This window comes from Paenibacillus sp. P4_A9 (assembly GCF_056402415.1).
Map to the genome: position 1 here is coordinate 57,807 of NZ_JBFUHL010000022.1, position 22,757 is coordinate 80,563.

Genomic DNA, 22,757 nt, shown 5'->3' on the forward strand with positions numbered 1-22,757 from the left:
TTTTGTCGTGTATGAGGTTTACAAGTTGAGTTAGTCGATGAAATCAGATCCTACCTTTTCGTTTTTTGTTTTCCGTGTTATCATAATAGAATACATGTTCGTATTTTATCTTTGAAATGAATCCCTCAAAACCGCCCTCCATCATCTACCACACCGACTCATCACTAGAAATATGCTAGAATAGAAAGATAGAATACGAGAATTGCTTACGAAGCAAGCTTTCCGACGGAAAGTGTTAGGAGGCCCTGAATGTCCATTCGATTCATAATTGGTAGAGCCGGAAGCGGCAAGAGCGAACGCTGTCTGGCTGAAATGAAGCAGCAGCTTGCATCAGCGCCTGAAGGTGATCCGCTGATTTTACTCGTCCCTGAACAAGCTACTTTTCAAGCAGAACACGCGCTTGTATCGGATCCTAGTATTCGTGGGATGATCCGCGCGCAAGTACTAAGCTTTCACCGTTTAGCTTGGCGTGTGATGCAAGAAGAAGGCGGCACGGCGAGGCTTCCTATTGATGATACAGGTAAGAAACTGCTGTTAACGAGCATTTTACATAAATACAAAGATAAGCTTCGTCTATTCGGACACTCGGCTGAGCAAATGGGGTTTGTTGACCGACTTAATCAGCTTTTTACTGAAATGAAACGCTATTGTGTGACGGCTGATCAGCTTGAGACACATGAAAAAAAACGGGTTACTAACCTAGGAGAACACGGCTTACTCCGCGATAAAATGCACGATATTCAGCTGGTATATCGGCAGTTTGAGGCTGAGTTAGCAGGGCAGTATTTGGACGGCGAGGATTACTTAACGCTGCTTGCTGCGCAAGTGCCAAGCTCCGTTTATTTGCGTTCAGCTTCGGTATGGATTGATGGATTTCATGGCTTTACTCCACAAGAATTCAAGGTTCTTGGATCTCTATTTGCTGCATGTAAGCAAGTGACGATCACGTTATGTCTGGATCGCGAACTGCAGGCGGGGGATACACCGGATGAGTTGGATTTATTCCATCCCACGGCAATGACGATGGTTCGCTTGCAAGAAATGATTTGGCAGCTAGGCCTTGGTGCGGCTGAGGTTATTCAACTTGCACCAGATCGTTCGCCGCGATATGAAGATAGTCCTGCACTTGCTTATTTGGAGCAGAATTTTGATCGTCGAATTGGCGGGGGAGCGCCTAAATATAAGACTTCCTCAGGGGAAAAGATTGCCGACCAACTCGTTATTAGGGAAGCTGTTCATCGCCGTGCGGAGGTTGAAGGCGCAGTGCGTGACATGCTGCAGCTAGTTCGAGAGCATGGCGTACGGTGGCGCGAAATGGCCATTATGGTGCGGAATATGGAAGGCTATCAGGATCTGCTAAACATGGTGCTTACGGATTATGAGATTCCTCATTTTTTCGATCAGAAGCGGTCGGTACTTCATCATCCACTCGTGGAGTTCATTCGATCTGCGCTGGAGGTTATTCAGCATAATTGGCATTATGATGCGGTATTCCGTTGTATCAAAACGGATTTATTGCTGCCTCAAGATGCGACATCTCAAAGGACTGAGCTTGATAAATTAGAGAATTATGTGCTTGCATTCGGGATTCAAGGCTATAGATGGACAGATGGTAAGCCATGGACCTATCAATTTCGTGCCAATTTGGAGCAAGCGGAAGATCAGATGAATGAACAAACAGCGGAGCTTCTAGCGCTAAATACGAGCAAATCATGGGTCGTGGGCCCATTGCTTGCGCTATCTAATCGTCTTGCACAAGCGCGTACGGTTAAAGCTCAAGTTGAAGCGGTTTATGAGTTATTGGTCAGGGTTCAAGCGCCAGAGAAGCTAGAAGCATGGACACAGCAAGCAACGCTTGCTGGAAGGCCAGAAAAGGCTCGTGAACACGGTCAAATGTGGAACAGTGTGATGGATATGCTGGATCAATTGGTGGAAACCATGGGCGATGATGAACTTTCCTTGGAGCTGTTTAACGGCCTTATTGAAACAGGGATGGAAAGCATGAAGCTGGGCCTAGTGCCTCCTTCGATGGATCAATTGCTGATCGGAAGTATGGATCGAACTCGCTCAAGCGGGATTCGATATGCGTATATTTTAGGTGTAAATGACGGGGTTATACCAGCGCAGATGGCTGAAAAAGGTGTGCTGACCGAAGCGGAACGAAGTGTTCTGATGGATTCGGGATTGCCAATGGCTGATGGAAGCCGCCGGAAGCTGTTGGACGAGCAATTTATCGTCTATACCTCGTTGACTGTACCGGGCAAGCGGCTTTGGATGAGTTATCCTTTAGCTGATGAAGAAGGGAAATCGTTATTGCCTTCAGAGCTGATTAGACAGATGCGACAGCTTTTTCCAGGGACGGAAGACTCTCTACTTCTTGCAGAACCGTCAGTGGAATCGCCTGAAAGTGAGCAAGCAGCCTATCTCTCGCACCCGACACAAGCGATCTCCTATTTGGCTGTTCGCATGAAGCATTGGATGCTAGGTGGACGTATGTCAGAGCTATGGTGGGATGCGTACAATTGGTATGCGGAACAACCCGCTTGGCAGATGAAGCTGCAATCTCTCGTTCAGGCGTTGCAATATACGAACAAGGAGAAGGGGCTTACCTCCAAAACTAGCAAACTGCTATATGGTCAGCATTTACGTGCCAGTGTTTCGCGTATGGAGAAGTATGTGGCATGTCCGTTCTCTCACTTCGTTTCACATGGATTACGCTTAAAGGAGCGTCGTGTGTTTCGCTTGGATGCTCCGGATATCGGGCAATTGTTCCATGCAGCATTGAACCAATTCGTACAGAAGCTTCAGCAGGACCAGCTTGATTGGGGTTCTCTTTCGGCCGAGCAATGTATGGAAAGGTCTGCACAAGTTGTGGACGAGCTCGCACCGAGACTTCAAGGTGAAATTCTGCTGAGTTCAAGTCGCTATGCTTATATTGCTAGAAAGCTTAAGCAAGTGGTTGGCAGGGCGGCAGTCATACTCGGCGAGCATGCGAAGCATGGTCAATTTCAACCCCTGGGGCTGGAAATTGATTTTGGACCAGGCAAGGATTTGCCTTCATTAACATTTGAATTGGAAAACGGCTGTACAATGGAGATTATCGGCCGTATTGACCGAGTTGATCGCGCGGATGGAGAGCAGGGTGTGCTTCTGAGGGTTATTGACTATAAATCCAGTCAAACGGCCTTACAGCTTTCAGAGGTGTACTACGGACTTTCCCTGCAGATGCTAACGTATTTGGACGTTATTCTTACACATGCGCAGACGTGGTTAGGTGTTGAAGCAAAGCCAGCAGGCGTTCTTTATTTTCACGTGCATAACCCAATGCTCCAGCAAAAAAATGCACTGGATCCTGCCTCTGTCGAGAAAGAGCTTCGTAAACGTTATAAAATGAAGGGCTTAGTTACTGCGGATGCTGAGGTAGCCGGATTGATGGATGATGAGCTTATTCATAGCACTGGGCATTCACAGCTCATTCCTGTTGCTTTAAAAAAGGATGGAAGCTTTTACTCCACTTCATCGGTAGCGACGGACGAGCAGTGGGATACGCTCCGGAACTATGTACGTAAACAAGTGAAACAAATTGGTACGAACATTACAGATGGTCATGTTGATATTACTCCTTATCGTTTAGGTAAAAAGTCAGCTTGTCAACATTGTTCGTATACCTCGATTTGTCAAATAGATCCCTTATTTGAAGGGAATGAAATTCAAGTCTTTCGACCGCGTGCGAAGGATCAAGTATGGACTGAGCTGGCTGCGCAGGTTAGCGGGCCGTGAAGGTAGAAAGGAGCGTACAAGGTGACACAACAGCAAGAACCTAAACCTATCGGAAGTACATGGACGGATGATCAATGGGATGCTATCACCCTAAAGGGACAAAACATGTTGGTTGCCGCTGCTGCGGGCTCTGGTAAAACAGCCGTACTCGTGGAGCGGATCATTCGACGGATCTCCAATGAGTGGGAACCAATCGATGTAGACCGATTACTCGTTGCAACCTTTACGAAGGCGGCCGCTTCCGAAATGAAGCATCGGATCCGAGAGGCACTTGAGAAAGAACTGATGAAACAGCCTCACTCACAGCATTTGCGTAAGCAGCTAGCGTTAATGGGGAAAGCATCTATTACTACGCTGCATTCCTTTTGTTTAGAGGTTGTACAACGGTATTTTAGTATCATTAAATTAGACCCAGGCTTCCGCATAGCAAATGAAACGGAAGCTGATTTGCTCCGTCAAGACCTTCTTGGCGAGATGCTAGAAGAGTATTATGCTGCTAGTGATGAGAACAGCGCCTTTTGGCGCTTGGTGGACTCATTTAGCGGTGAACGTAATGATAACGCGATTATGCTGCTCATTCAGAAGCTGTATGATGTTTCCCGCAGTCATCCCTGGCCAGAGCATTGGCTAAGAGGGACGGCATCCATGTTCGGACCGCCATCTGTGCAAGTCGACCAAGTAATTGCGAATAAGGAAACGGCAATAGTTGAAGAGGCGTTGCCATATGTTGCCGCGACATCTGCGCCTGTGGATTATTCACTTTGGGAGCAAAGTCTAGTACGTGATCTTTCCCTTGAACTAGAGGGAGCACTGGATTTGCTAGGACAAGCCATCAACATCGCCGAATCACCGGGCGGACCTGCTCCGTATCTAGATAATTTACGCGATAATTTACTACTCGTTCAGAATTTATTGGAAACAACGACATATCCTTGGTCCGTATTGTATCTTGGATTCCAAACGGTTGATTTCGGTAAGCTCAAGGCCTGTAAAGGCGATGATTACGATAAAGAGATGCAAGATGAAGTCAAAGAGTTGCGAAACAAGGCTAAAGATCAGATTAACAAGTTAAAAGAAGAATTGTTCGGACGAACGCCAGAGCAGTTTCATCAAGAAATTGCCGAAATGGCTCCATTACTGCACGTCCTCGTTGATCTTATCGTTGATTTTGGAGGACGGTATCAAGCAGCTAAAGCTGCGAAGGGTTTGATTGACTTTGCCGATTTGGAGCATTACTGTTTACAAATTCTAAGTGCCCCTGGTTCCATGCCAGGTGAACTGTATCCTTCTGAAGCGGCGCAAGCGTATCGGAAACAATTTGCTGAAGTACTGCTGGATGAATATCAGGATACGAATCGCGTCCAAGAAGCGATTGTTGAGTTGATTTCAACTTCTAAGCCAGGGAATCGGTTTATGGTTGGCGACGTGAAACAAAGTATTTATCGGTTTCGACTGGCAGAGCCAGGTTTATTCTTAGAAAAATACAAAGCGTATCGATCGAACAAAGAAGTTGCATCAGATCGTGAAATGAATGGTGGAAGAATTGACTTAGCGAGAAATTTCCGCAGTCGTCTTCAAGTTGTCGACGCAGTTAACTTTATTTTCAAACAAATGATGAATGAAACTGTCGGTGAAATTGCCTACGATGATCGCGCTGAACTGGTATATGGGGCGGGTTATCCCCCTTCTGCATCTGATTGTTCTGTGGAGATGCTGCTGATTGACCGTGGTAAGGACGGGGCTGACAAAAGTGAAGCGTTCACGGAAGAATCCGATGACATTGCGGACGAAATGAACGCCGAGGGTGCTGAAAGCGGGATTGATCCCGCTTTAGAAGCAGAAGAGCTGGAAACCGCACAACTGGAAGCGCGCACGATAGCTAGTCAAATTAGGGGATTGTTAGGTGCAGGGGGTCAGGTACCGTTTCAGGTTTTTGATAAAAGAACGGGCGGTGATCGCCCAGCAACCTACAGGGATATCGTGATTTTATTACGAGCAACCCAAGCGTGGTCGCCTATTTTGATTGATGAGCTTAAAAAGCAAGGAATTCCTGCCTATGCAGAGCTCAGTACAGGATACTTCTCGGCAACAGAAGTCGAGACGATGCTTTCCTTATTGAAGGTTATTGATAATCCATATCAGGATGTACCTTTAGCAGCTGTTTTAAGATCTCCTATGGTGGGGCTGACAGCTGAAAATTTAGCGCTAATTCGAGTTGCGGATAAATCCGTACCTTTCTATGAGTCTGTGTTGCGCATGGTTCAACAACGTACACACAATGAGAACGACGAGCTCTTAATTAAATTGACGAAGTTTCTTGAACAATTGGAGCAATGGCGTAATGATGCAAGACAAGGCTCTCTTGCGGACTTAATATGGGGCATTTTTAGACAAACGGGCTACTATGATTTCGCGGGCGGTTTGCCCGGAGGTATGCAAAGGCAAGCCAATTTAAGAGCGCTATATGATAGAGCTAGACAATACGAGAGTACATCTCTACGTGGATTATTCCGCTTTTTACGCTTTATTGAGCGGATGAAAGAAAGCGGAGGCGATCTTGGAACGGCTCGTGCGCTTGGTGAACAGGAAGATGTCGTGCGTATTATGTCCATTCACAAGAGCAAGGGTTTGGAGTTTCCCGTTGTTTTTGTTGCTGGAATGGCGAAGATGTTTAATCAAAGAGATTTGAATGATGCGTTCTTATTGCATAAAGAGCTTGGCTTTGGACCACGATTTGTAGATACGACGCTGCGCGTAAGTTACCCGACTTTACCTTCACTTGCGATTAAAAAGAGGCTGAAGCTAGAGCTTCTGGCGGAAGAAATGCGCGTCCTTTATGTAGCACTCACGAGAGCACGTGAGAAATTGTACTTACTTGGTACTGTGAAGTCGTTAGACAAGCTTCTGCGTGGTTGGGGACGTCATTTATCAAGAGAGGCGTGGTATTTGCCTGATTTTGAGTTAGCTAAAGCGAAGAGCTATCTAGACTGGGTAGGACCTGCTTTGCTTCGTCATCCCGATGCTGCCTTGTGGCGTGAACGACTAGGGATTAGTGATAGTTCTTCGGATGTACGATTACTGCGTGATGCGTCTCAATGGAAACTATCGGTCATTACACCAGAAAGCTTGCAGATGCTGGATGTACTAGAAGATGCGGATGCAGCGCCAGATCACGACCGTTTCACGGCGATTCAACAACGTGAAACGGTTGCTACGTCAGGGAAATGGAAAGATGAGTTAGAGGAGCGACTGTCTTGGCAATATGATTTCCCAGATGCACCGAAGCACTTTGCTAAAACGACGGTTTCGGAATTGAAACGGTTATCTGAGGTCAACCGCATCGTAGATGAGTTCGAGTCGCCTATTCCGCTGGAGTCCAGACCAGTAACTTCGATTTGGCGTAGACCGAGATTTATGGAAGAGAAGAAGCTAACGGCAGCAGAGAAAGGGACAGTTGTTCATGCTGTTATGCAAAATATGTCTTTAGCGGGATTGCCGACGGAGGCAAGTATTCAGTCAACTCTCCAAGAGATGTTGGACAAACAAACGATGACACAAGAACAGCGCGATGTGGTTGATATTCCTGTTATTTTGAAATTCTTCGAGACGCCGGTTGGTAAACGAATGATCCAAGCTCGTAATGTGCAGCGGGAGGTTCCATTTAGTTATGGACTGCTTGCTAGTGAGGTTTATTCCGAGGCAGATCCATCCACGCTAGGCGAGACTGTGCTCATACAAGGAGTTATTGACTGTCTTTTTGAAGATGAACTGGGGCTTGTTCTCGTAGATTTTAAGACAGATGCTGTAAGAGGAAGTACGGATTCAGAGCTGCAGCTTCGCTATGAGAAGCAAATAAGTTTGTATGCTCGGGCTGTGGAACACATTTGGAAACGTCCAGTAGACGGGAAATTCCTCTATTTCTTTGATGGTGCCAAACTCGTAGAAATGTAAGATAGTTTCATAGTACAGATAGAAACCGTGCGGTGTTCAGAAAGGAGATGAGACATGCGAATTTTACACACAGCTGATTGGCATTTTGGACGAGCCTTGGAGGGACGAAGCCGGATGGAGGAGCAGATTGCTTTCATGGATGAGCTCGTGCGTATTGTGGAGGATCAAGCTATCGATCTGGTGCTGATCGCGGGAGATATTTATGACAGTGTAAACCCTCCTGCGGCTGCAGAGCAACTATTCTACGAAGGTATAGCCAGACTCGCTGATGGCGGTAAAAGGCAAGTGGCGATTATTTCAGGCAATCACGATCATCCGGATCGGCTTGCAGCTTCGGGTCCATTGGCAGCAACGCAAGGTATCACCCTAATTGGTCTACCTATTCAGGATATTCAATCCATCGGGATAGCGCGAACGGGTGAGCTTGCTCGACTCATCGCTTTGCCGTATCCTTCGGAATCTCGCTTAAAGGAACTGCTATCCGAAGTTGCTGAGGAAGAAGTGCTGCGCAGTAAATATTCGGAGCGGGTCGGAGCACTCATTCGTAAGCAGGCAGCTTCCTTCGAGCCTGGCACCGTGAATTTGATCATGAGCCATTTATATGTACTAGGCGGTCATGAAACGGAATCCGAACGGCCCATTCAAGTTGGCGGTGCGTATACCGTTGACACATCGGCTTTGACTGCAGGTGCGCAATATGTCGCGCTAGGTCACTTGCACCGTCCGCAAAATGTAAAAGCTGCTTCACCTATTCGATATAGCGGATCACCAATCGCGTATAGCTTCTCGGAAGCGGGTCAAGCCAAATCCGTCACGATACTTGATCTTGCACCAGGGCAGGTGGCTGAACCACAAGAGATATTCTTGACCTCAGGTCGTCCGCTGGTCAGCTGGAAGGCGAAGGAAGGCATTGGACAGGTGCATCAATGGTTGGATGAACAAAGGGATAGTACGGCATGGATCGATTTGGAGATCACAATGACGTCCGCTATGTCGATTGAACAAATACAATCGTTACGAAAAGCTTTCGAAGGTTTCATTCATATTCGTCCGATCTATCCGGAAATGGAAGTAGTACGTGCGGCGATGCCGAAAGCTGCTTTTTCGATGGAAGAGCATTTTACGCGCTTCTATGCGCGTCAAACAGGAGGCGCACAACCAGAGCCTGCGTTAGTTCAATTATTTATGGAGCTGCTGCAGGAGAAGGATCTAGGCGATAACGATGGTGGCGAGTAAGAGAGCGAGAATAGTAGTGCTATGTGACAGCGCGATAAGGAATTCATATTTTTCCCCAATTAGTGCTTGTGGATAACTTAGTGATGTGTATGAAAGGAGGAAAGTACAATGCGTCCAATCCAGTTACAGATGTCGGGCCTGCAAAGCTATCGGGAGCTGCAAACGATCGATTTTAGCCAGCTCGTAGATGCGGGTGTGTTTGGTATATTTGGGCCAACGGGAAGTGGGAAATCATCGATCTTAGATGCGATAACCCTCTCCTTATATGGCAAAGTAGAAAGAGCTAGCGGCGGCACGCAAGCGATTATGAATCATGCGGAGCAAACGCTGTTCGTTTCTTTTACATTTGAACTGAGCAATGCGACGAGCACAGAGCGTTATCGGGTAGAGCGGCAATTCAAGCGTGGAGCAGAGATGTCTATCAACGGTACCATTTCGCGTCTCTTACATATTCGTGATAACGAAACGATCGTGCTGGCGGATAAGGCAGGCGAAGTCAATCAACAGGTCCAGAACATTCTGGGTCTGTCGATGCAGGACTTTACGAGGGCGGTGGTACTTCCGCAAGGGAAGTTTGCTGAGTTTCTGACCCTAACAGGTAAGGATCGTAGACAAATGCTACAGCGTCTTTTCCATCTTGAAACCTACGGTGACCAATTAAGCGCAAAGGTCAGCTCTAAAGTAAAGGAAACGGACAGCGCTGTTAAACAGCTTGCTGCCGAGCAGCAAGGGTTAGGCGATGCGACTTCATCCGCATTGGAGGAAGCGAACAATAGGCTTCTTGAAACGGAACAAGAAGCGGTTCGAAGTCGACTTCATTTGGAGCAGCAGGAGAAGGTTTATGAGGTACACAAGCAGGTCTACCAATGGATAAAGGAATCGGAAGGTCTTGAGATTGAGCAGCAAAAGCATCAGGAGCAGGATGGACTTATTGCTGAAAAAGAACAGCTACTGAAGCTAGCGGAACAAGCGGAGCGGGTTATTCCGTACTTGGAGCAGCATAAGTTAGCTGCTAGAGATGTGCTATCGAGTAAAGAGCTGCTTACAACGGCAACGTCTTCTCAGGCGCTCGCGGAAACGGATTACCAGCAAGCCACACTAGCGTTTGACAAAGCTCAGCAGGAACTTGTCTCACAGGAAGGGCCGTTATTACTACGTTTGGATCAGTTAGAGCAAGCGCTTGTGATTCAAAAGGAGCTTGAACAGGTACAGTCGCAAATTCAAACGGCACAAACACAAGAACTTGAGGTAAAGTCAGCGTTATCAAGTTTGCAAGTGGAGATTTCTAAATCGAATGACACGAAGCAAAAAGCAGTGGCTAAACAAACGGAGCTGAAAGTACAATTAAAGCTGTTAGAGACGGATGCCACAAAGAGACAACTCTTGCAAAACGCTGTGCAAGATAAGAAGGGGATACTTCTTCTTCAGACACAACAGCTGGAATTGATGAAAAATAAAGATGACAAAGCAAATGTATGTAAGACTGTGGAACATGCGAGAGGTCTAATTGTGGACAAACAGGTAGTTCTCCTTGCTAAGCTAAAGGGTTGGTTTACTGCTTATGCTGCGTATAATGGGGAATTACTGAGACAAGATGGTTTGTTTACAGCTTTCTTTACAGGTGTACAAGGATGGTTGGAGGAGCAACGAAAGCTATTAAAGCATCAAGAGCGTCATGCCTTGGCTGCCTTGTTAGCTGCTGACCTGGGATTAGGTGAACAGTGTCCCGTATGTGGTGCGACGGAGCATCCAGCGCTACAAAAGAACGAAGATACCTCAATGGATACAGGTGGAACAATCAACTCTGAAGGTTTGTTACATCAAGCCGAACAGTTGTTGCAACAAGCGAAAGAACGGCAGTATGAAGGTTTACAAGTCATTCGAAGAATGGCGGATCTGCATAAGCGGGCTGCGGAATTGGCTATCCCAGATGAGGTTATGGGTAAGCAGCAGGATGATAATACGGATATACTACTCTCTCTACAAGAGGCGGCTGCAGGTCAAGAAGCAGGTAATCTTGTAGAGGTAAATAGCTTTCATGCGGATATGAGCTTGGCGGATTGGCAAAAGGAATGGAAGATGATGGAATTGACGTTCCATGTGAGTGTTTCTCAAGCAGAAGAATGCGGTAAGGTCTTTCATGATCTGCACAAAGAACATGCCCAGCTTGCCCAACAAGCTCTTATTTTAAGTACACAAGAGCAAGCGGCTGCTAGTTTGTTAGTGGAAGCGGAAGATCGATTAACTGCGTTATCGGAGGGTATTCAAAATCAAGTTGCTCAGTGGCATGTACATTATGCAGGCCTTTCATGGGATGTCGTTGACGATCAACTTCATAAGCACCTTGAGAATGAGCGGCAAGCTGATGAGCTACGCGGACGCATCGAGAAAAGTATTCCGTTTCTCGAGGAGCTGATCGTCAACATAGAGAGCCTTCAGCATGCTGCGCAAGAGCGTGATCGTACAGCCTTGCAGCTCCATGAACGGCTACAAGGACTCGCGCAGCTCGCCGCCGACAAGTCGCGGCAGCTCGCTCTGCGCGCGCCTGGCGCGGCGGTGCCGCAACTGATCGCGGAGGCGACCTCCGCGCTAGCGCTGCTGCGGCAGCTCGCGCAGCAGACCAAGCTCGCGCACGCGGCTGCGCAGCGCGAGCAGTCCCTGGCGGCGCAGCGCTACAGCGCCGCCGCCGAATCCGCTGCCGCCGCCGCGCGGCAGCTGGCGCAAACCGAGCGCGCGCTAGCCGGCGCGCTCGAGACGGGCGGCTTCGCGTCGCGCGAAGCCGCAGAGGCAGCGGCGCTGGCGCCTGAGCAGCGCCGCCAGTGGGCGCAGCTCGCGGCGGCGCACCGCGAGCGCGAGCAGGCGCTGCGCGCCCAGCTGGCGCAGCTGGCAGCGAAGCTGCAGGGCCGCGTGCTGAGCGCGGCCGAGTGGGCGCAGTCGCAGGCGCAGCTGAGCGACGCGAAGGCCGGCGCCGAGGCCGCGCTGGAGGCGCGAGCCAAGGCGGCGCTGGGCGCAAGCGAGCTCGCTGCGCGGCACTTGCGCTGGTGCGAGCTCGAGGCGCAGCGGGCTGAGCAGGCGACGCAGCTGGAGCGGCTTGGCAAGCTGCAAGCTGTGCTCAAGGCCAACGCCTTCGTCGAGTATCTCGCCGAAGAGCAGTTAATGCAGGTAAGCCGCGCGGCATCCGAGCGACTAGGTGAGTTGACACGTCGACGTTATGGCATTGAAGTCGACTCTGGTGGTGGTTTCGTCATTCGTGATGACGCGAATGGTGGGGTGAAGCGTCCGGTTGGAACCCTTTCTGGTGGGGAAACCTTCCTAACCTCGTTAGCATTAGCTTTAGCATTGTCCGCACAGATTCAGCTGAAAGGCGAATATCCGTTGGAGTTTTTCTTCCTCGATGAAGGCTTCGGTACGCTGGACCAAGAGCTGCTGGACATGGTAATTGGTGCGCTAGAAAAGCTTCACACAGATCGTCTAGCTGTAGGCGTCATCTCTCACGTACCTGAGCTTCGTGCTCGACTTGTTCGTAAATTAATTGTCCATCCCGCAGAACCGTCAGGTCGCGGGAGTCGCATTTCACTTGAAGAGCTTTGAGAATCAGGCTAATGACTTCACTCGTCATTAGCCTTTTTTTATGCCAAGTCTTAATTATAGGTAAAGGGATTAAACCGATTCGTACAAGTTGGCATAAACTGCTCCAACATGATGAAAAGGGGAATGTGCATGTCAACATTTCATGAGGCACTGAAACACAAGAATCGAATTTCGCCCGTTTTATTGAAAAGAGCGGAAGTGATGGCTGTAGGGGTCGGATATGCAGATCCTAAGAAACCGACTTTAGGCGCTAGTGTCATTGTGTACACCCATCAAAAAATTGTGCCCTCCGGGTTAAACAACCTCAAAAGTGTGGCTGCCAAATTAGGTGCATCCGTACCCGTGCGCTTTGTATCGACGAATTCCTTCAAATCGCATGTACTAACGGCTCCCAAACCAAAGGTTTATAAGGTAACGTCGTTTATAAGCAGGAATCGGCCGGTACCAGGCGGCGTAAGTATTGGTAAAACGAGTCCATTTTCCACAGGGACAGCAGGTCTCATTGTAATCAAAAATAAACAACCTTACATTTTAAGTAATAATCATGTGTTGATCAAAAACAACTCGTCTGCTTTCTCGGAAACCGTGCAGCCAGGTCCGGCAGATGGCGGAATATCGGGGACGGATCGCGTTGGAAGGGCCTTTCAATTTGTACCTTTACGCAAGGGCTCAGTTAATTTCCAAGATTCGTCAATCGCTCTCCCAACAAGGAACAGCTTGTTGAATCCTCGTTATTTACGAAGCGCTTCTGGCGTGTTGGTTACAGTACCAGGACATCTTTTAAGCTTTCCAGTCGGACTTAAAGTGTTTAAATCAGGTCGTACAACAGGGTTTGTTAGAGGAACCGTGGAGTCCAATAATGTGGATGTTCGTGTTTCTTATGGAGGCAGTCTCGGTACTTTACTGTTTCGTAATCAAACGGTGATCGTTGGAGATACGGGCCCTGTCTCACTTCCGGGTGATTCTGGTTCAGTCTGGCTCCGTTCCAGTGATCGCTATGCGGCTGCGCTTAACTTTGCTGGTCCAGAGGATGGGTTACGTTCCATTAGCAATCCTATTGGTGTAGTCATGGCCGCTTATGGTGTGCGAACTGCGGTTCCAGCGGCAGGCGGTACATTCACGGGAGGTAAGGTGAAAGGTACGGCGCCTAGCGGTAATTCTTCCTATGTTCAACCGTTGACTGAGCAGCAAAGGAAGCGTAATCGAGCGATTTTAGTGAAATCACATAAGTAATCTTAATTGGAACTACTTTACGATTTGATCAACAATTCGAGGTCATTCCCTCGTATAACGGGTCAATCGTAGCGTAGTTCCTTTAATTATGGATTCTTTGCCTTATTCCCTTCGGTTTCCTTTACTATTGTCTTCCATGCCTTAATCAACGACTAGCAATTCCCTCATTTGCCCGAATGGTCTGACCGTCGAGCGCTACCCCATATGAAATAGATGCCAGATAAGCCATCTGCTTATCCACATAGGCTGCACCTTTGGATACGATTTGATTTTTCTCAATGTAGAAGGGTTGAAATGACATTTCAATCTGCTTGTCAGCTAGCGTCAAATGGAGTAACCCTGTATCTGCTTTTGGACCTGTTACATAGTCAGGAAAGAGGAAATTGCCGATCGAATAAGCGATGGGCTTTCCTTTGTAATACTCAAAACCTTGCAACACATGCACATGACTGCCGATGATGGCATCTGCGCCTGCGTCAATCATTTGTCGAGCAAATTCTCGTTGCCATGGCTCTGGGCGATTATTCATTTCAACTCCCCAATGCAGGTAGACGAGGACATAATCTGCTCCTTCGCGTTCCCTAGCAATCGCATCGAGAACGGGCTTTCTATCATAAGCTTGAGCTATTCCAGGTTTATTCTGCCCTGCAAACCAGTCTCCCGTAGGGATAAATCGAGAGAAGGCGAGGAATTTCAATTTTTTTCCCTTAATGGTAACGCTCTTCGCTCGGTAGGCTTCTTGCGCATTTAAGCCACCACCCACATAAAGTAAGCCAGCTTTATCTAAATGGGTAAGTGTATCCAGAAATCCTTTCTGCAAGAAATCCATCGAATGATTGTTTGCAACGGAAACCATATCAAAACCAGCATGTTTAAGCCCCATTAGGGATTCTGGATTTGATTTGAAATTATAAATCTGGTTGGTATCCTTATCATTTTCCTGGGTTACTGCCGTTTCGAGATTGACGAATGAGAAATCAGCCCGTTCAATTTCGGACTGAATATGTACGAAAGGATAGTCAGGGCCGTAACGGTTGATGGCTTCTTTGACAGACCAATCAAACATAGCATCGCCGGCATATAGAATATGTAACGGCTCTTGTACTTCTTGTTTGGATAGGGTTGGTTGTACATATACGACAGACGAAGATGCTCCTGAAGTATTTATCACAAGGTTAGGATCGCTGCTAGTTGCATCAGTTGATTCTGTAACCAATTTCGTTGGAAGTGGCTGCGATCCTTGCGAAATGTTTGAGGGCTGAGTCGGTAGAGGTGCTTCTGTTTCGACAGAGACTGTTGCATTCTCAGTGCTTGGTAGTATGGCAGTCTCACAACCTGCGACTAAGAAACTAAGACAAGCAGCCATTAGGAGACCTGCTCTTGCATGATTCATAATTAAGAACCCTCTCACACTTTTTTCTATATTTTAACAATTAAAATTTGCAGAAGGCATCGAATTGTCGTGTTGAATTCATGAATTTTTGTATTATTTTGTAATAATTTCAAGGTTTTTTTTATAATTTTTTTGAATTTTTTGCTACTTTTTCATTCCCCATTACGTATCTAGTACAGGCGCAAATATTTTACTACACCATGAAGGGGAGTCTTTTTTCTTGAAAATGAATAGACGAATAGGAATTTTATCACTGGCAGTTGGTATTCTTGCAGCTGGTATCGCACAATCACCGGCACCTGCGCGTGCGGATGTCGTGTGGGATCATTGGACRCAAGCAGAGTCGCTGCAAGCATCAGGAAATTCCAAAGCAGCTGTTCCACATTGGCAATATCTGACGAATTACTACGCTGGCACTGGGGATTGGGAGAATGCGGCCCTTTTCAGTGGGAAATTAGATGCATATTTTGATGCTATCGGTGATTATGACCAAGCGATTCATTATTATGAGCAGGAAAATGAGTACTGGGTGAATGCGGGGAAGGATTGGGGCGCTGTCAAATTGCAGCGTGCTGATCAGATAAGGACGACTGTTGAATTGTATCGGGAAGAAAATAACGAGCGTATTGTCCAGCAGCTTACACAGCCTGGTGGCTCTCGCCTTGCTAAATTTGAGCCCGCATATGGTACGTATTTAGGGGTTTATTCCGAGCTGGATTCTAAGGTAGGTAATATTTTCACGAAAATGCAATCCGTATACGGTAAAAAGCATGCCATTTACTTAGCTTATTCCACTTGGGGAAAAGACTTTCCGTCATCGTACGCAAAGCGAGCGAAAGATGCAGGCGGAGCTTTACAAATTGCTTGGGAACCGCATGATGGGCTAGATCCAGTAACGGATAGCGCTTATTTGCGAAAATGGGCTAAGGAAGCGAAAGCTTCAGGAATACCAATCTTCTTACGTTTTGCAGGCGAAATGAACGGTGCTTGGGTGAAATGGCACGGGAATCCTGCGCAGTATATCGCGAAATTTAGAATGCTTCATGATGTATTTGCTGCAGAAGCGCCAAACGTGGCCATGGTGTGGAGTCCAGGGGATGTGCCGGCGAACGATATCGAGCCTTACTACCCAGGTGATGCGTATGTAGACTGGGTTGGTGTTAGCTTGTACATTGAACCTTACGAAAATGGCGATACATCCCTGCCATCTATGATTGCGACAAGCAACGTAGAAAGACTTACGAGATTGTACAACACCTACGCAGACCGTAAACCTTTGATGCTTAGTGAGACAGGCGTTCCGCATTATTCTCATTCCGCAGGTGAAGATTATACGGAGTGGGCTAAACTGAATCTACAACGATTGTATGAAATCATGCCTTACAAATACCCGAGATTGAAAGCTATTACGTATTTTAACGTGGATCAGCAAATGGATAACGCGAAGAATGATTATTCACTGTCGACTTCTTCTGAAATTCAAAGCTACTACAGACAGTTGATTGAAAATCCGTACTTGCTTTCTGAGGTAAAGGATGTAGCTAAACCGTCAGATCATGTAGGTTATGTGCCAATTGATGCAGATCATCAAGCTTTCACGAAACAAACTAGAGTCATTCCTTTTATCAAAATACCTGAGGTTTACATCGGTAAGGTAGAGTATTTATTAAATGGCAGGGTAATTGCTTCCCAAACGAGCTTGCCTTACGGGCTAGATCTCAAAGCTGGCGATGTGCCAGAAGGCTCGGTGCTACAGCTTCGCATCTCGAACAAATCCGGAGAACAGGTTGCTTTGCGAACTTTCGGTATTTCATCCCAAGTTTCTGTGAGTATCGACGGGAGCGAACAGGAATTTGAGCAAGCCCCTGTCATTGTAAATGGATCGACATTTACGCCGCTACGGGCCATTTTCGAAGCTATGGGTGCTAAAGTTGATTATGAAGCGGCTACTAGATCCGTCACTGCAACCAAAGGCAGCAAAACTGTAAAGTTGACACTTGACCAAAGCACCGTTTATGTAAACGGCAAGGCAATTCAACTGGAAGAGCCAGCCAGACTAGTGAATGGTTATACACTTGCACCTGCCAGATTCGTTGGAGAGACTTTCGGCGGCATCGTCAATTGGGATGGAGCGAGCAGAACGGTAACCATTACAACGAAATAAAATGACAAAGAAAAAGCTGTCTCCATTTCTGACCAAAAGTCAGAGAAGGGAGGCAGCTTATTCATTTTACCACATAAGAAAGTATAAGTTTTCGGATTCCGAAAACTGCTTGCTTATTGGCGATAAAACCTACCTTTAAACGCGGTCGCTCATCCTGGATGGCCTCGATAATGGTTTTCTCACATGAGCTTCATTTCCATCTGATCGATTTTCCAAACACCGTCTATTTTCTTCCATGTATAAGTGAAATGGGCATCATTGGTGCCGGACAGGATATAAACACCTGTATACCGAAGTGTGTTTGAACCTTCCATTTGTATGGCTTGATGCTGGATATCTTTCACTTCACTAAAGGGTCTGATTGGTAACAAACTGCCTCCAACGATGTGATGAATGCCGGATTGCTGGAGATTGGAGGCAGCAATTTCTTTAGCTTTATTTTCAGTAAATGCCTGCTGCAACCACTTTTGAATCTGTTCTTTTTGATCTGGACTAATCCGTTTGAGCGTAAAAGGACTTAATCCATTTCTGAATTGCTGGCTCAGTTGTTGAAACCATTCCTGCAGAAGCCCATAGTTGGATGGCGCTGTAATGTCATTCGTACTCAACTTAATTGGAACCAAAGGGTTGGCGTTAAGAGCTTGCGTCAATTCAGTTTGAGTGACTTCCGTCAGCGGCGGTGGTGTAGTCTCGATTTGGCTGATTTGCGTGACTATAGCTGTATCCGAGACACCTTCCAAAATGTCAGCATAAACGGTTTGGTACCGATGAATGGTCACGGTAACATATCCTTTAGATCCTGGCGCACCTAATTGCTTGCGAACATCTGGATTGCTAATTTGTAGAATCAGGCGTGAAGGTCTTCCTTTGAACGCGAGTGGCTGCGGCAATTGATTAGAAGATGCTTCGTCCGCTAACAAAATGATCTGGTTGCTATTATAGGTGTCCTCTTCGTAGTTAATGCTAAAAGTACCTGAGATTTGCGCCTCTCCCTCCATGATGAAGATCTTAGAGCCTTTCCCATACGTTTCCAGATGAAGATCAAGTACTTTCCACCCGCCAACCACGTCACCGATTTTGAGAAGTGCAGGGTCATACCACCGTGATGAGTTTGGTAATTTGGTCGCATTTGGTTGAATAGTTTGGTCAGGTTGCACCGTTAGACTTGGTTGTACAGTTGCTTCAGGCTGTATCGTCATTTCAGGTTGCTTAGTAACCTCTACATCTGTAGCGAGTGGGGGTGCTGGGGCAATGATCTTCACAAGAATGCTCAGAAATACAATGGCAAGCACGGTCCCTATAACTATCAGTAATTTTCTTTCTTTCGTCATACCAAAGCCCCCTACATAGTGTTCATTGTCTATAGACGATTTACGTAGGATGAAGTTGCAGGACCCGAAATATTAATTTCAATCATTTAGACAGAATAAAGAACAGCCAGCACCCCCGATTCGGAAGTGCTGGCTGTTTATAGTGATTACGTTAGTTAACGCAATACGTTATGCGTTTTGTAAAGCTTGCTGTACCTCTTGCACAATAGATAGCGCCGCGCTGCGTGCACTCGAAAATGCGCGTTCAGCAAGCTCGCCTTTACCTGTGCAACCGTCTCCGCAGAAATAGAATGGAATATTTTCAACACGAGTTGGTAAAAGTCGATTGGTCGAAATGTTTTTCACACTGGAAACCATGGCTTTCTTCGATACGCGCTTAACAGCAGTAACATCGCGCCAGCCTGGATAATGCCGATCGAAAAGGGCTTCCATTTGAGAGGTTTTATTGTCCAAATAAGCTTTACGTTCCTCATCGTTATCGAATTTATCGCTAAGGTAGGCGATACCTTGCAGCAGTTGTCCGCCTTCGGGTACTAACGTATGGTCTGTTGCGGAAACATCGCTAATGAACAGCTTATTATCCATATCGCTGATGTAACTAAAAGGTCTAGCGACGACGCGGCTCAACCCAATGTCGTAAACCATAACCTCAGTTGCCGTGTTGGACTCATACGGTGCGAGGAATGGTTCCCATGCTGTACCTTTCAGCAGTTTCACAACTTGTTGAACTGGCATAGCGAAGATCACTTTATCAAACGCCATTTCACGTGTTTTCGTTTTTAATACAAATTTACGATCCTCATAACGAAGTCCGTCCACACCTTCTTGAAGGGCGATTTCCCATTTACCGGATGTGGTCATTTTCTGTTTCAACTGATTCGTGATAACAGCCCAGCTGCCTAAGACATAGTTGACAGGTTTACTGGATAGGAACAAGTTATGGTAATACTCGCTAATGACAGCGCCAGATACGTTGCGAGCATCCTCAGGTGTAATGAAAAAGTTGGAGCAAACAAGATGCTCCCAAAGCTCTTTAACATCCTCATCGGCGTTAGATTCAGCCAAATAGTCAGCTAAGGTAGCGTAGTTTTTAATATTGTGAATATTAGCAATAATAGCAGCAATTTCCCCGACAAAGCGGACTTTTTGAATTGTGTTTAGTAAATCTGTTTTTAAAAGGTTGATGGCATCAAGAGGCGCTGTTGTTAGTTGATTATGCTTCGCGTAGACGACTTTACGTTTATCCACTTGCTTGGAGGAGAAGGAAAGTCCCAGCTCGCGTTCCATCGTAGTCAACGTATGGCGATCGATCCCATAGATTGCGTGAGCGCCGTAATTAAGCGTGAAACCAGCTTTTTCATACGTAAAAGCTCGGCCGCCGAGCTGCGGACTACGTTCAAAAAGAATACCTTCTACATGTGGGTTTTCAGATAAATAGGCGGCTGCTGTTAATCCAGCAAGGCCTCCACCGATAATAGCTATTTTCATACGTTTTTCCTCCTTGGGGACTGGTTCTACCTGCAATGATGCGTAAGATACTTCAGAACGAAGTCCTACCCAAAGCCAGGCTAAGTTGTTTTTCATCATGGAGAGTAGGTCGGCATCATCTTGATTGCACCATGTAAGAATCGTTCCGGCATACATACATACGAGCAGTTCGATCTTTTTGGGCTCCGGGAGCCAGTGCATCAAGCTTTCAGTCAGGACGTTCAATTGCTGTTGCTCTTCTAGTTTTACTGTCACATTTTGCAAGGAAAGAGCCTGCAAACTGCGAATTAGTCTAGGTGAGAACTGGATGTTCGACGCTAAGTCTAAAAATAGACGATTAATATGTCCCTCAAGTGACTGCACCTTCGAAGGTGGCTGTTTCACCCAGTCCTGAATCAATTGAATTTGTTTGCTGTATAATGCTGAAATAATGGCATCCTTACTTTTGAAATAATGATAAAAGGTTCCCTTGGATGTGCTGGTTGCTGCGATAATATCATCGACTGAGACATTCTCGTAACCTTTCTCCATGAACATGGCTAAGGCGACTTCCATCATCACATCACGCTTTTTGCGGGTCGAGGCTCTCATGAATTGACTCATCCGCTCACTCCATTCAAACGATCAGTTTACACCTATTATATGCAAAAGTAGACTTACAGTCTACAAATGAATTGACCATTGTCAATATGGACTTCAGGATTAAATAATCTAAATTATTCTTTCCCGTGTGAGTCCTATAAGTTCGGTATATACTTCACATTAGAACACCTTGAGAGGATGAATCTTGACTTGAATAAAGCTGATTTAGGATGGCATGTATTTTTTGAAAAAGCATTTGAACCGTTTCTTAACGAAGAAGGATTTGTCGCAGGCCGCGTCTCCTTAGAACATAAGCATATGTATCGCGTTCAGACGGAAGCTGGCGAAATGCTGGCTGAGGTATCTGGCAAAATGCGTCACCAAGCTCTGCGCCGAGAGGATTACCCTGCCGTAGGTGATTGGGTGGTGTTATCCCTGCGGGAAGGGGAACAGCGTGCTGTGATCCATGCTGTTCTTCCGCGTCGAAGTAAGTTTTCCCGTAAAGTGGCTGGACAAGTCACCGAAGAGCAAATAGTTGCAACCAATGTAGATACGGTATTTCTGGTAAATGCCTTGAATCAAGATTTCAATGTTCGCCGAATCGAGCGATATTTGGTTTTGGCATGGGAAAGCGGAGCTAATCCAGTTATCGTCTTAAGCAAATCCGACTTATGTGAGAATCCCCAGGAGTTAGCTGACGAAGTAGCGGCTGTTGCAATAGGCGTTCCTATTCACATTATTAGTTCGGCAGAGAATCGTGGTTTAGATGAACTTGCTGGCTATATGACTCGCGGACAAACCGTTGCGTTGCTTGGGTCTTCAGGAGTTGGGAAATCGACGATAGTGAATCGTATTTACGGCAGAGATATTTTGAATACGGGGGATATCCGATCTGGTGACGATAAAGGAAAGCATACTACAACGCACCGTGAACTGATTCTGCTGCCCGATGGCGGCATTCTAATCGATACACCAGGCATGAGAGAGCTACAACTTTGGAGTGCCTCAGAGGGGCTGAGTACGTCCTTCCAGGATATTGAGGAATTCGCCGAACAATGCTTCTTCCAAGATTGTAAGCACGAGAATGAACCGAAATGTGCGGTGAAAGCCGCGTTAGATTCAGGAGCCTTGGCCGCGGAGCGCTTCCACAATTATGTGAAATTGCAGAAGGAACTAGCGTATTTAGCTCGTAAAGAGGATAAAGGACTTCAGGCTGCTGAGAAAGCAAAATGGAAGAAGATCCATCAATCGCTCAAAAGCCAACCTCATCGCTAATTCCGATATTATTTGGATTGGATTTTTTGAAGGCTTTCCGATAAACTTATAGGCATGGATGAATTTCTAATCGGGAGGACGAATGGATCGATGAGTGATTGTATTTTTTGTAAAATCATTGCAGGGGAGCTTCCCTCTAAGAAAGTTTATGAAGATGATCAGATTCTAGCTTTTCATGATATTCAACCTGCCGCGCCGATTCATGTCCTTATTATTCCTAAGAAACACTTTGCCTCTTTAGCTGCGGGACAGACGGAAGATTGGGCTGTCGTTGGGCAAATGCAGCGCGTTGCTGCGCAAATTGCTAGAGAGCTAGAGGTAGAAGAATCCGGTTATCGTGTGATTACGAATATTGGAGCAAACGCAGGTCAAATTGTTCACCATTTGCATTATCATTTGATGGCAGGTGCTAGATTGGCACCCCTTGGTGTCCATAACTAATCTTTCCTATTAGGAAAGATTAGTTTTACGATTGACACCCTAATTACTATCACCTATAATGAGATTTGATGAACCGTTTTGTCTTAGATGGTCTGTTCGGAGGGAGGGAAAACTGTTGTCAGAAACTCGAGTTCGTAAGAACGAAACTATAGATGCTGCACTTCGTCGCTTTAAGCGTTCCATCGCTAAGGATGGCGTTCTTGCAGAAGTTAAGAAACGTAAGCATTATGACAAGCCAAGCGTTAAGCGTAAGCTTAAATCTGAGGCTGCTCGTAAAAGAAAGTTCTAGGAG

12 protein-coding genes are annotated in these 22,757 nt (G+C 46.5%); 9 read left to right on the forward strand and 3 right to left on the reverse strand.

Annotated elements, in window-relative coordinates; all coding sequences use genetic code 11:
* Positions 1–249 precede the first annotated feature (249 nt).
* The 5 genes from addB to AC1DVJ_RS16060 all read left to right on the forward strand — a co-directional run bounded on the left by addB (position 250) and on the right by AC1DVJ_RS16060 (position 13,791).
* Positions 250–3,780 carry a helicase-exonuclease AddAB subunit AddB gene (gene addB, locus AC1DVJ_RS16040; protein WP_477592237.1) on the forward strand — a complete coding sequence of 1,177 codons (3,531 nt, stop codon included), beginning with the start codon at positions 250–252 and terminating at the stop codon, positions 3,778–3,780.
* A 21-nt stretch (positions 3,781–3,801) separates the two neighbouring features.
* Positions 3,802–7,731: a helicase-exonuclease AddAB subunit AddA gene (gene addA / locus AC1DVJ_RS16045; protein WP_477592238.1), complete on the forward strand. Its 3,930-nt coding sequence runs from the start codon at positions 3,802–3,804 to the stop codon at positions 7,729–7,731.
* A 54-nt stretch (positions 7,732–7,785) separates the two neighbouring features.
* Positions 7,786–8,967: an exonuclease SbcCD subunit D gene (locus AC1DVJ_RS16050; protein WP_477592239.1), complete on the forward strand. Its 1,182-nt coding sequence runs from the start codon at positions 7,786–7,788 to the stop codon at positions 8,965–8,967.
* A gap of 108 nt (positions 8,968–9,075) precedes the next feature.
* Positions 9,076–12,558, forward strand: coding sequence for an AAA family ATPase (locus AC1DVJ_RS16055; protein ID WP_477592240.1), 3,483 nt, complete (start codon positions 9,076–9,078; stop codon positions 12,556–12,558).
* Positions 12,559–12,687: 129 nt separating this feature from the next.
* Complete coding sequence (locus tag AC1DVJ_RS16060) at positions 12,688–13,791, forward strand: chymotrypsin family serine protease (RefSeq protein WP_477592241.1); 1,104 nt, start codon at positions 12,688–12,690, stop codon at positions 13,789–13,791.
* Between the two features lie 145 nt (positions 13,792–13,936).
* Here the strand turns inward: AC1DVJ_RS16060 and AC1DVJ_RS16065 are convergent, their stop codons facing one another.
* Positions 13,937–15,184 carry a CapA family protein gene (locus AC1DVJ_RS16065; protein ID WP_477592242.1) on the reverse strand — a complete coding sequence of 416 codons (1,248 nt, stop codon included), beginning with the start codon at positions 15,182–15,184 and terminating at the stop codon, positions 13,937–13,939.
* A 226-nt stretch (positions 15,185–15,410) separates the two neighbouring features.
* Between AC1DVJ_RS16065 and AC1DVJ_RS16070 the strand changes: the two genes are divergently transcribed.
* The gene (locus tag AC1DVJ_RS16070; RefSeq protein WP_477592256.1) at positions 15,411–17,348 is read left to right on the forward strand and encodes a stalk domain-containing protein; all 1,938 of its coding nucleotides are present in this window, start codon (positions 15,411–15,413) and stop codon (positions 17,346–17,348) included.
* A 179-nt stretch (positions 17,349–17,527) separates the two neighbouring features.
* Here AC1DVJ_RS16070 and AC1DVJ_RS16075 read toward each other — a convergent pair whose 3' ends face one another.
* Complete coding sequence (locus AC1DVJ_RS16075) at positions 17,528–18,679, reverse strand: hypothetical protein (RefSeq protein WP_477592243.1); 1,152 nt, start codon at positions 18,677–18,679, stop codon at positions 17,528–17,530.
* A gap of 168 nt (positions 18,680–18,847) precedes the next feature.
* A complete protein-coding gene (locus AC1DVJ_RS16080; protein ID WP_477592244.1) occupies positions 18,848–20,770 on the reverse strand; it encodes an FAD-dependent oxidoreductase in 1,923 nt (640 codons plus the stop codon).
* Between the two features lie 189 nt (positions 20,771–20,959).
* Between AC1DVJ_RS16080 and rsgA the strand changes: the two genes are divergently transcribed.
* From rsgA to rpsU, 3 genes are all read left to right on the forward strand, one after another.
* A complete protein-coding gene (gene rsgA, locus AC1DVJ_RS16085; protein WP_477592245.1) occupies positions 20,960–22,024 on the forward strand; it encodes a ribosome small subunit-dependent GTPase A in 1,065 nt (354 codons plus the stop codon).
* Between the two features lie 90 nt (positions 22,025–22,114).
* On the forward strand, positions 22,115–22,465 hold the full coding sequence (locus AC1DVJ_RS16090) for a histidine triad nucleotide-binding protein (RefSeq protein ID WP_477592246.1): 351 nt from the start codon (positions 22,115–22,117) through the stop codon (positions 22,463–22,465).
* A gap of 115 nt (positions 22,466–22,580) precedes the next feature.
* A complete protein-coding gene (gene rpsU / locus AC1DVJ_RS16095) occupies positions 22,581–22,754 on the forward strand; it encodes a 30S ribosomal protein S21 (RefSeq protein WP_028558020.1) in 174 nt (57 codons plus the stop codon).
* The last annotated feature ends 3 nt before the right edge of the window (positions 22,755–22,757 follow it).

Bases quoted from the DNA above. Each gene is read 5' to 3' on its own strand.
- addB (WP_477592237.1), top strand. From the start codon at position 250: ATGTCCATTCGATTCATAATTGGTAGAGCCGGAAGCGGCAAGAGCGAA.
- AC1DVJ_RS16050 (WP_477592239.1), top strand. From the start codon at position 7,786: ATGCGAATTTTACACACAGCTGATTGGCATTTTGGACGAGCCTTGGAG.
- AC1DVJ_RS16055 (WP_477592240.1), top strand. From the start codon at position 9,076: ATGCGTCCAATCCAGTTACAGATGTCGGGCCTGCAAAGCTATCGGGAG.
- AC1DVJ_RS16060 (WP_477592241.1), top strand. From the start codon at position 12,688: ATGTCAACATTTCATGAGGCACTGAAACACAAGAATCGAATTTCGCCC.
- AC1DVJ_RS16065 (WP_477592242.1), bottom strand. From the start codon at position 15,184: ATGAATCATGCAAGAGCAGGTCTCCTAATGGCTGCTTGTCTTAGTTTC.
- AC1DVJ_RS16075 (WP_477592243.1), bottom strand. From the start codon at position 18,679: ATGACGAAAGAAAGAAAATTACTGATAGTTATAGGGACCGTGCTTGCC.
- AC1DVJ_RS16080 (WP_477592244.1), bottom strand. From the start codon at position 20,770: ATGAGTCAATTCATGAGAGCCTCGACCCGCAAAAAGCGTGATGTGATG.
- AC1DVJ_RS16090 (WP_477592246.1), top strand. From the start codon at position 22,115: ATGAGTGATTGTATTTTTTGTAAAATCATTGCAGGGGAGCTTCCCTCT.